This window comes from Streptomyces sp. NPDC093568 (genome assembly GCF_044764945.1).
In the GTDB taxonomy this organism is placed as follows: Bacteria; Actinomycetota; Actinomycetes; order Streptomycetales; family Streptomycetaceae; genus Streptomyces.
In genome coordinates this window covers 344,194-358,027 of sequence record NZ_JBIWJD010000001.1, presented here as the reverse complement: position 1 = coordinate 358,027, position 13,834 = coordinate 344,194, and the positions used below count along the sequence as shown (strand labels likewise).

Genomic DNA, 13,834 nt, shown 5'->3' with positions numbered 1-13,834 from the left:
TGTGGCGTTCATCTCTACGCGCGCAGACTTTTCGAGCTTCATGTGTCCCCCTGTGTCCCCTCCCGCACCGGAGTCGCGATGAACCACCTCGGATCCCTCTCCCGCCGCACGGCGCTCGCCTCCCTCGCCGGGGCGGCTCTGGCCACGACCGCGGCACTCCCGGCCGAGGCGACCGAGCGGCACGGCCGCCGCTCCGTTCGGTTCGCCACCTTCAACGCCTCCCTGAACCGCGGCACCCAGGGGGCGCTGATCACCGACCTGTCCACGCCCGACAACGCGCAGGCGCGCAATGTCGCGGAGACGATCCAGCGGGTCGACCCGGACGTCCTGCTGATCAACGAGTTCGACTACGACGAGCAGGGCAGAGCGGTACGTCTGTTCCTGCGCAACTACCTGGCCGTCGGGCACAACGGCGCCGGTCCGGTCCGCTTCCCGTACCACTTCACCGGCCCGGTGAACACGGGCGTCGCCACCGGCGTGGACCTCGACGGCAAGAACGGCGCGGTGACGACCCCCGGTTCGGACGCCTACGGCCAGGACGCGTACGGCTACGGCTGGTTCCCGGGCCAGTACGGCATGGTCGTGCTCTCGAAGTTCCCGATCGACACGCGCGCGGTGCGCACCTTCCAGCACTTCCTGTGGAAGGACATGCCGGGTCACCTCATGCCGCCGGGCTACTACAGCGACGAGGCCCGCGCGATCCTGCGGCTGTCGTCGAAGAGCCACTGGGACGTGCCGGTGTGCGTCGGCCGCGAGACCGTGCACTTCCTGGTCTCGCACCCGACGCCGCCCACCTTCGACGGCCCCGAGGACCGCAACGGCCGGCGCAACCACGACGAGATCCGGCTGTGGGCCGACTACATCGGCGGGCGCCGGCGCAGCGCCTACCTGTACGACGACAAGGGGCGGCGTGGCGGGCTGCGGCCCGGGGCACGGTTCGTGATCGCGGGCGACAACAACGCCGACCCGTACGACGGAGACAGCTACGACCACGCCATCCTCCAGCTGCTCGACCACCCGGCGGTGAACCTCCCGGCCACTCCCCCGGCCGGCGCCGGCGGCGTGGAGGCGGCGAGGCTGCAGGGCGGCGCCAACGCCTCCCACCTCGGTGACCCGGCGTACGACACGTCCGACTTCGGCGACACCGCGCCCGGCAATCTGCGCGTCGACTACGTACTGCCGTCCAAGGGGCTGACACCGGGCGGCAACGGCGTGTTCTGGCCGACGTCCGGTGACCCGTTGTACCGGCTGGTGGGGAACGGCACGACGGTGCCGACGTCCGACCACCGGATGGTCTGGCAGGACGTCCGGCTGGGCTGAGGCGGGCGGGGAGGGGGCGGCCCCGGCCGGCGCTGTCCGGTGCGGGCCCCCCGCGTCCGTCTGTCGGTCTTCACCGATATACGTCACCTTGGTCACATGACCTCCTCCACCCTCCCGCGCCGTCCCGGCGGCGCGAGCGCGCGCGCGTGACCGGGCACCCCGGGATCGGCGACGCCCCCGCCGTTCCCGACGTCTTCGACCCCCGCCAGTACGCCACCGGCGTGCCCTACGCCGCCTACCGCGTCCTGCGCGACCACCATCCCGTCGCCCGGCAGGACGAGCACGAGGTGCTGGGCTGGCCGGCCGGGCCCGGGTTCTGGGCGGTGACGCGGCACGCGGATGTCGTGCGGGTGCTCAGGGATTCGTCGGCGTACTCCTCGTACATGGGCGCGACCCAGATCCGCGATCCCGACCCGGAGGACCTGCCGTTCATCCGGCGCATGATGCTCAATCAGGATCCGCCGGGGCACGGGCGGTTGAGACGGCTGGTCAGCCGGGCCTTCACGCCGGGTCGCGTGGACCGTTTCACCACCGTCGCCAAGGAGCGGGCCCGTGCCCTGCTCGCGCACGCCCTCGACACCGCCCGCGCGGCGGACGGCGCCGTCGACCTGGTTGCCGCCGTGACCGACGACTACGCCCTGCTCAACCTCGCCGACCTGCTCGGGGTCCCGGAGGCCGACCACAAGCTGCTGCTGCACTGGACGCAGCGGGTCATCGGCTACCAGGATCCCGACGAGGCGGGGCCTCAGGTGCGGGACGCCGAGGGACGGCCGGTCAATCCTCGCTCGCCCGCGATGCTGCGGGACATGTTCGACTACGCCCGTCAACTGGCCGCGCACAAACGGCGGTTCCCTGACGACGACGTCATGACGACCCTCGCTCACGACGCCGAACTCGGCGGGCCCGAACTGGAGATGTTCTTCTTCCTGCTCACCGTCGCGGGCAACGACACCGTCCGCAGCGCGGCGCCGGGCGGCCTGCTGGCCCTGGCCGAGCACCCGGACGCGTACGAGCGGCTGAGGGCGGGGCGGGTGGAACTACCCCCTGCCGTCGACGAGTTGCTGCGCTGGCATCCGCCCGTCCTCACCTTCCGCCGCACCGCCGCGCAGGACACCGAGCTGGCCGGGCGGCGCATCCGCGCGGGTGACAAGGTGGTCGTCTTCCACGCTTCCGCCAACCGCGACGAACGGGTCTTCGCCGACCCGGACCGGCTGGAGCTGTCCCGCACCCCGAACCCGCACGTGTCCTTCGGTGACGGCCCGCACGTCTGCCTGGGCGCCCACTTCGCGCGCCTTCAGCTACGGGTGCTCTACCGGGAGACCCTGCGAGCCCTGCCCGTACTGCGGCCGGCGGGGCCGCCCGAGCGGCTGGTGTCGAACTTCATCAACGGGATCAAGTCGCTGCCGATGCGGATCGCTTGAGCGGGGCGACCCAGTCAGGTCCGAACCTGGATCAGCGCGTGCGTCCCACCGGTCCGCCACTTCTGGCCCTCCGCAGCCACCAGCGCCGCCTCCGTCGCGGCGTCCAGGCCGGTGATCACGTCGGACTTCAGGGTGCGCAGCGCGGCGACCGGGCCGGGGAAGTACGCGGTGACGTCGGCGAACGGTGTCGTCGGCGGCCAGAGCCGGTCGCCGACCAGGCGACGGTAGTTGAGGTCGCCCTTGACGACGGTGAGGGTGGCCGCGGCCAGTTCCTCGCGGAGGTCGCCGGGCATGTCCGCGAACGGCAGCGGGGCGCTGGAGAAGGGGTGGGCGCGGACGGTGAGGCGGCCGTCCGTCAGCGCCGACCAGAGCGTGCGGCCGTACGCCGCGACCGCGCCCGGTGCCGACGTCAGCCGGCGCAGGGCGTCGAGCACATCGGCGTGCGTGGCGTCGGAGACGTAGTACGGATACGGCTTGATGTGCAGGACGGCCCGGTCGATCCGCCCCTGGGTGAGGAGGTGGGCGATGAGGAGCAGGTCGGGGACGAGCTCGCGGCCGGCGTTGTCGGCGATGAGGCACAGGGTGGCCGCACCGGCGGGCCGGAGCAGGGACCAGAGGGTCTCGCTGTCGTCGGCGACCAGCGGTGGGGTGTCCGAGGCGGTCTCGTCGTGCCCGGCCGACAGCCGGAAGCCGAGGTCGGCGCGGTTGCCCCACAGCGAGCCGTGCAGCAGGGCCCGGTCCTGCTCGTCGGCCGGCCGGTCCGCGAGGGCGTCCAGGGCGGACAGCTCCTCGTCCGTCTCCGGGGCGTCGAGCTCGGCCAGCTTGGAGGGACGGAAGGGGTCGATGCCCTGCCAGGGGCCGGGGGTGAAGTAGCCGACTGAGTCCAGGAGTTGGCGGTAGAAGTAGCTCTCCGACCACAGCCATGGCACGTCGAACCAGGACCGGCCGACGTACTTCTCGGCGCCCCACTGCGTCCAGCGGTCCCGGTCGTGCGCGTCGGCGGGGAGCGGCTCGATCACGCCCTCGGTGCAGCTCGCGAGGAGCGCGTCCAGGGCGCGCTGTCGCCGCGGGCCGTACGGGAAGGAATCCCGCACCTGCCGGATGATCGCGGGATGGCGCTCGGCGAGCACGCTGTGCGGGAACGAGCCGGGTTCGTTCCCGAGGAGCACGGGCGGAGTGTCGGAGCTCTCGGGCATGCGCCTCACCGTACCGCCCGTGTCATACGGCTTTGATCTCCCGCTCCAGCTGTGTCGCGAGGGCGAGATAGCGGGCCCTGCGGGGCACCGGGACCAGGCCGCGGATCATGATGTGCCACATCTCGGCCACTCTGCGGGGCTGGCGCGCGACGGGTTCGAGGGAGCGGCCGACGACCCGGGTGCCGACGAAGAAGCAGACCAGGGCGTGGGCGGCGGCCTCGGCGTCGACGTCCGGGTGGATGTCGGACTCCTTGGCCGCGGCGTGGAGTCTGCGGGTGGCGATGTCCAGCAGCTCCGTGAACGGGTGCCGCAGGGGCGGCCGCATCACCACCGAGCCGGTGGCCAGGCGCAGGCCGGCCCGGGGGATCGGGCCCTCGACGGCGAGGCGCGTGATCCCGAACGTCGTGCGTATCAGCGCCTCCAGCGAGGTGTGGCCCCGGGCGTCCATCTCGCTCGCCAGCTGCCGGGACGCCCTGGACTGGAGCTCCATGATCGCCTGCGCCAGGTCCTCCTTCGCGGCGAAGTGGAAGTACAACGCCCCTTTGGTGACCTGCGCGTGCTCGACGATGTCGCTGAGGCTCGTCGACTCATAGCCGTGGCGGTCGAACAACTCGGCCGCGGCCGTGAGGATCGTGGTGCGGGTCTGTTCCGCGCGTAACTGCCTCGCCATCGGCTGGACTCTCCTGGGACCGGGAAAAGAACGGGTCATGCCGTTTGTTTCTTACTCCCTGTACACGATAACTCACCCGCCCACCGTGCCCACCCCGCACTCGAAGACCGTCGACTCCCCCTGGTGTCCCACGACTTGGACGTCGGTACCGTGCGCCCCCGGTTTGTCCACCGTCTCTATCCAGGCGGGCAGGTCGAGTTCGGCGTACCGGTGGAAGACCGCGTGGTAGGAGACGGGTGTCCGGAAGCCGGTTCCGGTCCGGGTCCGTACGGCCTGCCGGGCGGCCTCCAGCAGCAGCATGCCGGGTATGTGGTCGAGCGGATGGTCGAAGAAAACAGCATGTGCGGTATCGACTCGCAGCCGCCAGCGGTCGGGGTGGTCCGTCGGGGCGAGGACGACGTCCGCGGGCAGGGCGCGGCCCACGGCGGCGGCCGGCACTCCGGGCGGGACCGGCAGCGCGGACACCGTGGCGGGGGTACGGCCACCGCGCAGCCGCCGATAGACGGCCGCGCTCGTCCAGGTCACGGCCAGGTGCGCGGTCGCGACGCGCTCCCCGGCGAGCCGTATCCCCGCTGTGAAGCGGAGTCCGGCGGGGCGGCCGCCGCGCCGGTCGACATCGGTGACGGTGATGTGCAGTGCCGGTTCGGCGGGAACCGCGCCCACGGCCAGGCGCTCCGGGTGCGTGGTGACCCCCAGCTCCCTGAGCACGAACTGGTGGCCCAGCGGGACCTGGTAGGCGGTGTGCGCGAGTAGGGCACCGACCTGGCGGACGGTCTCCGCGACCAGCAGGGGCTCGTACGCCGACCGGTCGGCAGACACGTGTAACTGATGGGCACGCGGCCACTGCGCGAAGACGGTGAAACGGTCGGTTCCGGTGCTGGTCAGACCGGTGAGAAACGTTTCCGCCACCGCGGCTCGATGCACGAGCTGGCGAGGTACGGTGGCGGTCAGGGCAGGTGGCGCCGCGGGGGTTTCGGCGGACGAGGCCGTGGTGGGCCGGCGCGGATCAGACATACCTGTCCCCTTCTTGGGTCCCCCCGTATGTGCGCTGACAGACGGCGAGGTTCCCGTGCCGCGAGCGTTAGAGTACGAGCCGACCGGTTTGTTTTCAATGCGGCCTCGGGGTCGCCCCGGGCCGGCGCCGAACCGCACCGGCGCACGCCGAGCGCGGAGTTCGACTCGACACGGCCGGAACACACGGAGGGCTGTTATGGCGAGGCAGGAGCGCGCCATCAGAACGCGGAAGGTGATCCTGGAGGCCGCGGGCGCGGTCTTCGACGAGCACGGATACACCGCGACGACCATCGCGATGGTCCTGGAGCGCGCCGATGTGACCAAGGGCGCCCTCTACTTCCACTTCCCCTCGAAGGAATCCCTGGCCCAGGCGGTACTGGACGTGCAGATCCCGCTCGGCGCGGTGCCCCCGCAGCCGTGCAAGCTCCAGGAACTCGTCGACGTCACCTTCGTGTTCGGTCAGCGGCTGCTCAGCAACTCCCTGCTCAAGGGCAGTGTGCGGCTGGCGGTGGACCAGTTCGCGCCGCCCGGCGTCGACCACTCCGGGCCGTTCCGGCAGTGGGCGGACCATCTGGTCGGGGTGCTCGAACAGGCCCGGAGGCAGGGTGAGTTGCTGCCCTCGGTGGAGCCGCGGCAGACGGTGGAGCTGGTGGTCGGCGCCTTCGCCGGGATCCAGCTGATGTCCCGGGCGCTGACCGACCGGAGCGATCTGGCGGAGCGGATCTCGGTCCTGTGGGGGCACCTCCTGCCGAGCATCGCGGTGCCGGCGCTGCTGCCCGGCCTCGACCGCGGTCCCGACCGGGGGGCTCGCGTGCTGGCCACTCTGGAGGAGGCGGACGCCGAGCGGGACGCCATGGAGCGCTCGGCACGCTGAGTACACGAGCACCGACCGGAGTGACGGTTTCCGCCATTGCGGCCGGTGCTCGCGCGACGAACGGCGGGCCGGCCGATGCCCCATCCGCACCGGTCGGCCCGCCCGCTTGTGATACGCGCCCGTTCAGGGCGCGCGTTCAGTTGTCGGCCACGCTCAGAAGGTCAGCTTCCAGCTGTTGACCCGGCCCGTGTCCTGGGCCGCCGTGTCCTGGACGCGCAGCTTCCAGGTGCCGTTCGCGGTCTCGGCCGAGGCGTTCACCGTGTAGGTGGTGTTGACGTTGTCCGCGGAGTCCGAGGAGCTGGCGGCCTTCAGGCGATAGCTCGTACCGTCCGGCGCCACCAGGTCGATGACCAGGTCGCCGCGGTAGGTGTGGGTGATGTCCACGCCGACCTGGAGGGCCGAGGGGGCGTTGCCGCTGCGGCCGCTCACGGTGATCGGGGATTCGATCGCGGAGCCGTTGTCCGGGATGGAGACCGCGGTGGTGCTGGTGAAGGTGGTGCCCCCCGTGGAGCCGCCGGAGCCGCTCACCGCCTGCACCGTCTTGGCCGCGTCCGCGAGGCCGGCACCGCAGCCGCCCGAGCAGGTACCGGGCAGAGCACGCGAGTTGGTCTTGATCGCGGACTCGATCTGTGCCGGGGTCAGCGCCGCGTTGGCCGACTTCATCAGCGCCGCCAGGCCCGCGACGTGCGGCGCGGCCATGCTGGTGCCCTGGTAGTAGTCGTAGCTCTCGGACGACGGGCCCTGCGCGCCGGAGTTCAGCGTGGACAGGATGCCGTTCGACGTGACGGAGTTGGTCTCTCCGCCGGGAGCGGCGATGTCGACGACCGTGCCGTAGTTGGAGTAGTAGGAACGGTTCCCCTGGCGGTCCGTGGCCGCCACGCTGATGACGTTGTTGCAGCTCGCCGGCGAGTAGTTGGCCGCGTTGGCGTTGCTGTTGCCCGCCGCGACGACGACCGTGGTGCCGCGGTTCACGGCCGCGTTGATCGCGCTCTGCGTCGCGGTGGAGCAGGTGCCGCCGCCGCCCAGGCTCATGTTGATGACCTTGGCGACGTTGGCGTTGGCCGGCACACCGGAGACCGTGCCGCCGGACGCCCAGGTGATGGCGTCGATGATGTCGGAGTCGTAGCCGCCGCACTTGCCGAGCACCCGCAGCGGGGAGACCTTGGCGCCGTGCGCGATGCCCGCGACGCCCTTGCCGTTGTTGGTGACGGCGGCGATGGTGCCCGCGACGTGGGTGCCGTGCCAGGAGGAGGTGGAGGCGGGGTCGCCGGCCTGGCACTCGCCCGCGGCGGTCCAGTCGCCCGGGTCGGCCGGGTTGCTGTCACGGCCGTTGCCGTCGTTGCCGACGGTCGCGTCGGAGATGAAGTCGTAGCCCGCGACGATGTTGGCGCCGAGGTCGGAGTGGCTGACGTAACCGGTGTCGATGACGGCGACGGTCACGCCGCTGCCGGTGGCGACGTCCCAGGCACCCGGCACGTTCATGCCCGCGGTGGTCTCGAAGAGGTCCCACTGCTTGCTGTACTCGGTGTCGTTGGGCGTGGCGAGCGGCTTGTTCAGCCGGTCCGGTACGACGTAGGCGACCTGCGGGTCCGCCTGGTACTCGGCGACGACGTCGGCGACGTCCGTCCTGCTCAGGTTCGCACCGAGGTCCACGAGGGCGGCGCCGGAGCCGAGGCGGCGCTGGAAGTCGAGGTCCTCGCCGGCCTCCTTGCCCTTGGCGGCGGCGTCGGCCTCCGCGGCCTTGTTCGACTTGGCCTCGGCGGCGCCGGACTTGTAGCCGACGATGAGCCGCTCGGCCGGGGTGCCGGCCGCGGCCTCGGTCTGCGCCGTGGGGACGGCGGCTTCCCGGGGAGCGGGCTCCTGGGCCACGGCGACGGTGGTGGCGGCCGTGAACAGCGCGGCGGAGACCGCGGCGACGGATATCAGCTTCCGTCTGAGGGGTGCAGAGGTACGCAAGGGGTTTGCCTTTCGTGGCCGGCCGTACTCCGGGCAGCGCGGAGCGGCGGTCGATTCGCTTCGTCTTCGAAGCGGAGGGGGGTACGCCAAAAGGGCGGAGGGGGAAGTGCGGCGAAGACGGGTGGGGCAAGTGCGACACGTGCGGGGCGCGCTGGGGGGCCGGCCTTGCGCGGCGCCGATCCGTTCGGGGTTACCTGTGGGTCGGCTGTGGTCGAACGATAGGCAAAGAGAAGGTCATCGGGATACAGGGGAAACCCTCGATCCGGCCGGAAACCCACCCTCTACCTCGGACACTCGCCCGGTATTGACGCTCTTTGTCCGACTAGTAACGCAGTGAACGCGCCGCGCCCCTTTCCCGTACTCCACGAGGACCGTTGCCACGCCGGCCGAGGAGACGTTCCGGATGTCCCGGATGCCCTGGATGAGTTCGCCCCGCACCGCCCTTGCGGCCACCGCCGTCACGCCGTTGCTGCTCACGCTGTGGGCGTCCGGCCCCGCCCACGCGCACGGCGCGCCCACCGATCCGGTCAGCCGGGTGTACGCCTGCTCGCCGGACGGCGGCGAGGCGTCCCGGTCGACGGCGTGCCGGGCCGCTGTCGCCTCGAACGGCGGGCCCTTCACGGCCTGGGACAACCTGCGGATCGCGAACGTGAACGGACGGGACCGGCAGGTCGTCCCCGACGGGCAGTTGTGCAGCGGTGGGCTGCCCGCCTACCGGGGGCTGGACCTGGCCCGCGCAGACTGGCCGTCGACTCGGCTGGCCCCGGGTGCCGGTCTGACCATGCGGTACGTCTCGACGATCCCGCACACCGGCACGTTCCGGCTCTACCTCACCAAGCCCGGCTACGACCCGACGAAGCCGCTCGCCTGGTCCGACCTGCCGGAGCGGCCGTTCGCGGAGGTGAAGGACCCGGCGCTGACGGACGGGGCGTACCGGATCAGGGCGACGCTGCCGTCCGACCGCTCGGGGCGGCATGTGCTGTTCACGATCTGGCAGAACAGCAGCACGCCGGACACCTATTACTCGTGCTCGGACGTGGTGTTCGCGGCGAGCCGGGGCGGGAGCGGGGAGGGCGAGGGGGGCGCGGGCACCGCCGCGGCGACCGGGAACGCGGATCGCGGCAAGGGTCGTACCACCACCGCCCCTTCCCCGGCGACCGAGCCGCGCGAAACCGCGGACACTCCCCCGGCGACTCCCGGCACGACCTCCTCGCAGGGCGGCGCCGAGAGCCGGCACGCCGGACACGACAGCACACCGGTGGCGTCCACCGGGGCCGCCGACACCGGACCCTCGGCGCCGCTGCTGGCGGGCGGCGCCGCCGCGATGCTGGTGCTCATCGGGGGCGCCGCCCTGGCACTGCGGTTGCGCCGGAGGTGAACTCCGGCGCCCTGGGCGTCAGTTGACGTACACCGCCTCACCACTGCCGGTCACCGGGGCGTACTTGGCGGTGAAGTAGCCGTTGGCGAAGCAGAGGGAGGAGCCGGAGACCTTGGCGAACTGCGCACGGGTGAAGTTGATGCTGTTGTCGTCGTTGCTCGCCGTGCCGGCCAGGCTGGGGGCCTGGTAGACGCAGTTGATGCTGCCCAGCAGGGTGCGCAGCACGACCGTCGTCTGGATGGTCGAGCCCGCGGCCGGGGTGACGGCGACGGTGCCGTCGGAGGAGACGGCGGCGCTGTAGGGCAGGTTGTTGACCGTGATGCTGGTGACGCCGAGCACGCCGACCACGTTGGTGGTGCAGCTGGCGGCGTTGAAGGTGTGCGCGGAGACCGACTCCGTCGCGGTTCCGGGCGCGCCGGGGTTGTCGGTCACGGTGGCCGTGAACTGCGACGACGTGCAGGAGATACCGCTCGTGCCGGTCGCGCTGGAGTAGAACGTGGCGGCGGTGCCGCTCGCCAGCGGGGCGGTGAGGACCTCGCCGGCCGCGACCGCGGTGCCGCCGACGGAACCGGTGGTGAGGACGGCGCCGTCGGCCGCGGAGGCCGGGCCGGCCAGGGGGAGGGTGAGGGCGGCGACGGTGCCGGCGAGGGTGAGGAAGGTGCGTGCACGCATGCGGGTGTACCTCGTCTTTCGTTGCGGGGTGTGCCCTCAGAGCCCGAGGGCTCAGGGGGTTCTGGGGTGCGGGAGTGGGAGGACACGCGAGTCCGTGTTCGCCGTTGCCGGTCCGTGACGCCTTCTCCGTACGACACGGACCGGCAACGGCATCCCGGCCCGGTGGCCGGCCGGAGGCCGTGGGAAGGGCTCCGGCCGGACCGGGCGGGGGGTGCGGCCGGCACGGACCGAGGGGGGAAGCGACCGTGACGGCGCCATGGAGTGAGCTCGCGGGAGTGACCTCGCGAAAAGGAAATGTGAAGGGCATCAAGGCCGGGAGCGCGGGCAGAGGCCGCGCGGCGGCGGATCCGGCGCCACGGATCCAGGGGGAACCAGGGAGAGTTGTAGACCTGAGGGTCAGTCAACGTCAAGGCGTCTAAAGGGAGTTGCTGCGAAAACAGCGACCTTTTGAGACCCGCGCGGGCGCACAACCCACAGCTGACGCACAACCAACACTCTTTTTACACAACTACCTTGACCCTCCGGTGTAACCACCGGTAACTTCCGGGCTTGGCTACTGCGGAGTACGAGAAAGCCCTTGCATCCGCCGGGAGTTGCGAGGAGGCGTGCGCCGTGGGCGCTGTCCGCGCCAGGACAACGTGCCGCTGAAGCCCTACCCGCATTTTTTCTGCACCTGGGAGCAGTCATGGCCTCGTCCCCGGACGTCACCCCGTCCACCGGCAACACCCCCGAGAACCCGGAAAGCGGTTCCGTTTCCGAAGTGCCCGAAACCCCGGACGGCCCCGCGAGACGCGGCCGGGTCCGCGCCCGCCGGGCCGCCGTGATGGCGGTGCCGGCCACGCTGGTCGCCGGCGCCCTCGCGGTGCTCACCGCCGAGGGCGCGCTGGGCGTCCAGTTCGCCATCTCCGGCATGCCCTTCACGGTCACCGCGACCGAGCTCGACGGCTCCGGGTTCGAGCAGTTCGGCGGCCTCGACAGCATGGCGCCCGGCAGCCCCAACGAGGGGGACACCGGCGGACAGGTGCTGGTCGTCACCTCCGCCATCAAGAACGCGACGCTGACGAAGCTGTGCCAGAGCGTCGACCTCGGCGGCACGAACCTGCTCATCAAGGCGGGCCACGGGAGGGAGAAGGTGACCGCCACGGACCTGACCACCGACTCGACCGAGCTGTCGGGTGACGCGGCGTTCAGGAACATCGAGATCGGCAACGACGCGAGCACCTTGACCAAGGCCGGGGTGAAGGGGCCGATCGGCGTCTTCAGCCAGCAGGCGGACCACGTCTTCATCAAGGACCTGCGGCAGACCAACTACGCGACGACGGCCGCGGTGTTCAAGCTTCCGGGTCTGAAACTGAGCTTCAGCAGCTCGGGTTGCTGATGAGCGGGCGACGGGATTTGCGGTCGGCCTTCCGTCAGTGGCGGGCCGACCGGCCGTTCTGGGGCGGGCTGCTGCTCGCCCTGGGCGGCGCGTGGATTCTGCTGACGATGAAGGCCTCGCTGAAGGTCGTCCTGCATGTCGGCATGCAGGGGCTGGCGGGGTATCTGCTGCCGACCCTGATGGTGCTGCTGGGGCTGCTGATCCTCTTCAATCCGGCGCAGCGGCTCTTCTACTCGATCACCGGTGTGCTGATCTCGCTGGGGACCTGGCCCACGTCGAACCTCGGCGGGTTCTTCGTCGGGTTGCTGCTGGGCGTGACGGGGAGCTGCCTCACGTTCGGTTGGCTGCCGGACCAGGAACCTCGGCGCGGGTGGCGGGAGCGTCGGCGCGGGGCCGTGCGGGCGGGCTGAGCAGCGGGGCCCTGTCGCCGCGCGGGCGGGCTGAGCAGTGGGGCCGTGTCGCCGCGCGGGCCGGCTGAGCAGCCGGGCCCTGTCGCCGCGCGGTGGGGCGGGGAGCGGCAGTTCGCCGCTTCCGCCGACCCGTCGGCTTTCACGATGTGATGATCGAACCCATGATCAAGAAAGGGACGGCACGGACCGGGCACGGCACATGGGCGCGGATAGCGGGGGCGGCGCTCCCGCTGTACCTGACGATGATCGCCGCTTCGGCCGGCGCCCTGGTGGACACCGCGCTGCTCGGCAACCACGCCACGACCACGCTCGCGGCCTTCGCCGTCACGATGGCCGTGTTCGGCCCCGCCACCGCCACGGTGGCGGGCGCGGTGCGCGGGGTGATGCCCTTCGTCGCACCGCACAAGGAGGATCCTGACCATCTTCTGCCCGTGGTGCGCGGCGGTATGTGGCTCGCGATCGCCGTCGGCGCGATCGCCGCGGCGGCGGTCGCGTCGGTCCCGCTGATCGGCCGGCTGACCGGGGTTCCCCGAGCCGCTCTCGACGAGTTGGGAGTGTTCCCCCTGCTGCTGGCGGGCAGTGTGCTCGCCGTCGCGGTCAGCTCCTCGGCCACGTCCGTCCTGGTCGCGCTGGGCCGCTCCAGGCTGGTGATGCGGGCCGGACTGCTGGGCACAGCCGTGTCCGCCGCCCTGTCCGTCCTGCTCGTGGGCGGTCCCGGCCCGCTGACCGGCCACGGCCTGACGGGAGCGGGCGTCGCCATGCTCGCCTCCAGCGTGCTCACCGCCTGCGTCGCCCAGCTGAGCCTGCGCCGCTCCACCGTGCTGACCGGCCGCTCCCTGGCCCCCGGCAGGCCGGATGTGCGGCAGGTCTGGAAGCTGGCCGCCGTGGGGATCCCGCTCGCGGGCACGGTGCTCGTCAAGTTCGCCGTCCTCGGCGTACTGACCTTCGCCGCCGCCCGGATCGGGACGGACAGCGCGGCGGTGCACAGCGTCGGGATCGCCTTGGTCAACCTCATGTTCACGGCCGCGGTGGCGGTCGGCCAGGCCACCGTCCCCGTCGTGGCCGACCAGGCGGAGCGATACGACAGATCCGGCGCCCGGCGGAGCGTGGTGGCGGGTACCTGGCTGGCGCTGGCCGCCGTGGGGCTCATAGCGGCGGTCCTGATGGCCCTCGGACCGTGGGTCGTACCGCTGTTCACCGCCGATGCCGAGGTGCGGCCGCAGATCACGGACCTGCTGCCGCTGGTGCTGGCCGTGGTGGTCACCGACGCCCTCCAGGCAGTCGTCGGATTCGGTCTCATCGGCCTCAAGCGCACGGTGCCGAGTTTCGTGTCGACCTTCGTCTGCTACGGCGTCCTGGCCCTCGTCGCCGCCCCGGTCGCCGCGTCGGGGGGCCTTGTCGCCCTGTGGGCCGCTCTCGCCGTCGCCAACTTCTGCCAGGCGGCAGGCAAGGCGTACTCGTTCCGACGGCACAGCGCGTTCGGAGAGATCCGCGAATCCACCCCGGCCGGCACCTGACCGTGTCGTCACCCGGTCGACACGGTGG

Annotated in this window: 12 protein-coding genes; 7 read left to right on the top strand and 5 right to left on the bottom strand. The window is 71.6% G+C overall.

What is annotated here, in order from left to right; translation table 11 throughout:
• Window positions 1-78: 78 nt before the first annotated feature.
• Together ACIRD7_RS01530 and ACIRD7_RS01525 are read left to right on the top strand one after the other, a co-directional pair.
• Window positions 79-1,320: an endonuclease/exonuclease/phosphatase family protein gene (locus ACIRD7_RS01530; protein ID WP_403448206.1), complete on the top strand. Its 1,242-nt coding sequence runs from the start codon at window positions 79-81 to the stop codon at window positions 1,318-1,320.
• Between the two features lie 146 nt (window positions 1,321-1,466).
• Window positions 1,467-2,741 (top strand): cytochrome P450, encoded by a 1,275-nt coding sequence (locus tag ACIRD7_RS01525; RefSeq protein ID WP_403448203.1) that lies wholly within the window; start codon window positions 1,467-1,469, stop codon window positions 2,739-2,741.
• A 14-nt stretch (window positions 2,742-2,755) separates the two neighbouring features.
• On the opposite strand, the gene ACIRD7_RS01520 is transcribed toward ACIRD7_RS01525, so the two are convergent.
• The 3 genes from ACIRD7_RS01520 to ACIRD7_RS01510 all read right to left on the bottom strand — a co-directional run bounded on the left by ACIRD7_RS01520 (window position 2,756) and on the right by ACIRD7_RS01510 (window position 5,621).
• Window positions 2,756-3,937, bottom strand: a complete 1,182-nt coding sequence (locus ACIRD7_RS01520; protein ID WP_403448201.1) for a damage-control phosphatase ARMT1 family protein — start codon at window positions 3,935-3,937, stop codon at window positions 2,756-2,758.
• A gap of 22 nt (window positions 3,938-3,959) precedes the next feature.
• Window positions 3,960-4,607: a ScbR family autoregulator-binding transcription factor gene (locus ACIRD7_RS01515; protein WP_403448198.1), complete on the bottom strand. Its 648-nt coding sequence runs from the start codon at window positions 4,605-4,607 to the stop codon at window positions 3,960-3,962.
• A gap of 72 nt (window positions 4,608-4,679) precedes the next feature.
• Window positions 4,680-5,621 (bottom strand): ScbA/BarX family gamma-butyrolactone biosynthesis protein, encoded by a 942-nt coding sequence (locus ACIRD7_RS01510; protein WP_403448195.1) that lies wholly within the window; start codon window positions 5,619-5,621, stop codon window positions 4,680-4,682.
• Between the two features lie 196 nt (window positions 5,622-5,817).
• Between ACIRD7_RS01510 and ACIRD7_RS01505 the strand changes: the two genes are divergently transcribed.
• The gene (locus ACIRD7_RS01505) at window positions 5,818-6,495 is read left to right on the top strand and encodes a ScbR family autoregulator-binding transcription factor (RefSeq protein ID WP_403448192.1); all 678 of its coding nucleotides are present in this window, start codon (window positions 5,818-5,820) and stop codon (window positions 6,493-6,495) included.
• A gap of 153 nt (window positions 6,496-6,648) precedes the next feature.
• Here the strand turns inward: ACIRD7_RS01505 and ACIRD7_RS01500 are convergent, their stop codons facing one another.
• Window positions 6,649-8,451, bottom strand: a complete 1,803-nt coding sequence (locus tag ACIRD7_RS01500) for a S8 family peptidase (protein WP_403448189.1) — start codon at window positions 8,449-8,451, stop codon at window positions 6,649-6,651.
• A 412-nt stretch (window positions 8,452-8,863) separates the two neighbouring features.
• Between ACIRD7_RS01500 and ACIRD7_RS01495 the strand changes: the two genes are divergently transcribed.
• A complete protein-coding gene (locus ACIRD7_RS01495) occupies window positions 8,864-9,829 on the top strand; it encodes a lytic polysaccharide monooxygenase (protein WP_403451603.1) in 966 nt (321 codons plus the stop codon).
• A gap of 18 nt (window positions 9,830-9,847) precedes the next feature.
• Here the strand turns inward: ACIRD7_RS01495 and ACIRD7_RS01490 are convergent, their stop codons facing one another.
• Window positions 9,848-10,501: a Tat pathway signal sequence domain protein gene (locus tag ACIRD7_RS01490; protein WP_403448186.1), complete on the bottom strand. Its 654-nt coding sequence runs from the start codon at window positions 10,499-10,501 to the stop codon at window positions 9,848-9,850.
• A gap of 685 nt (window positions 10,502-11,186) precedes the next feature.
• Here ACIRD7_RS01490 and ACIRD7_RS01485 point away from each other — a divergent pair.
• The 3 genes from ACIRD7_RS01485 to ACIRD7_RS01475 all read left to right on the top strand — a co-directional run bounded on the left by ACIRD7_RS01485 (window position 11,187) and on the right by ACIRD7_RS01475 (window position 13,806).
• Window positions 11,187-11,879 (top strand): DUF6230 family protein, encoded by a 693-nt coding sequence (locus ACIRD7_RS01485; protein ID WP_403448183.1) that lies wholly within the window; start codon window positions 11,187-11,189, stop codon window positions 11,877-11,879.
• Entirely contained in the window at window positions 11,879-12,289 is a 411-nt protein-coding gene (locus tag ACIRD7_RS01480; protein WP_403448180.1) for a DUF6114 domain-containing protein, read from the top strand. The genes ACIRD7_RS01485 and ACIRD7_RS01480 overlap by 1 nt, the downstream gene beginning before the upstream one ends.
• A gap of 161 nt (window positions 12,290-12,450) precedes the next feature.
• Entirely contained in the window at window positions 12,451-13,806 is a 1,356-nt protein-coding gene (locus tag ACIRD7_RS01475; protein ID WP_403448178.1) for an MATE family efflux transporter, read from the top strand.
• The last annotated feature ends 28 nt before the right edge of the window (window positions 13,807-13,834 follow it).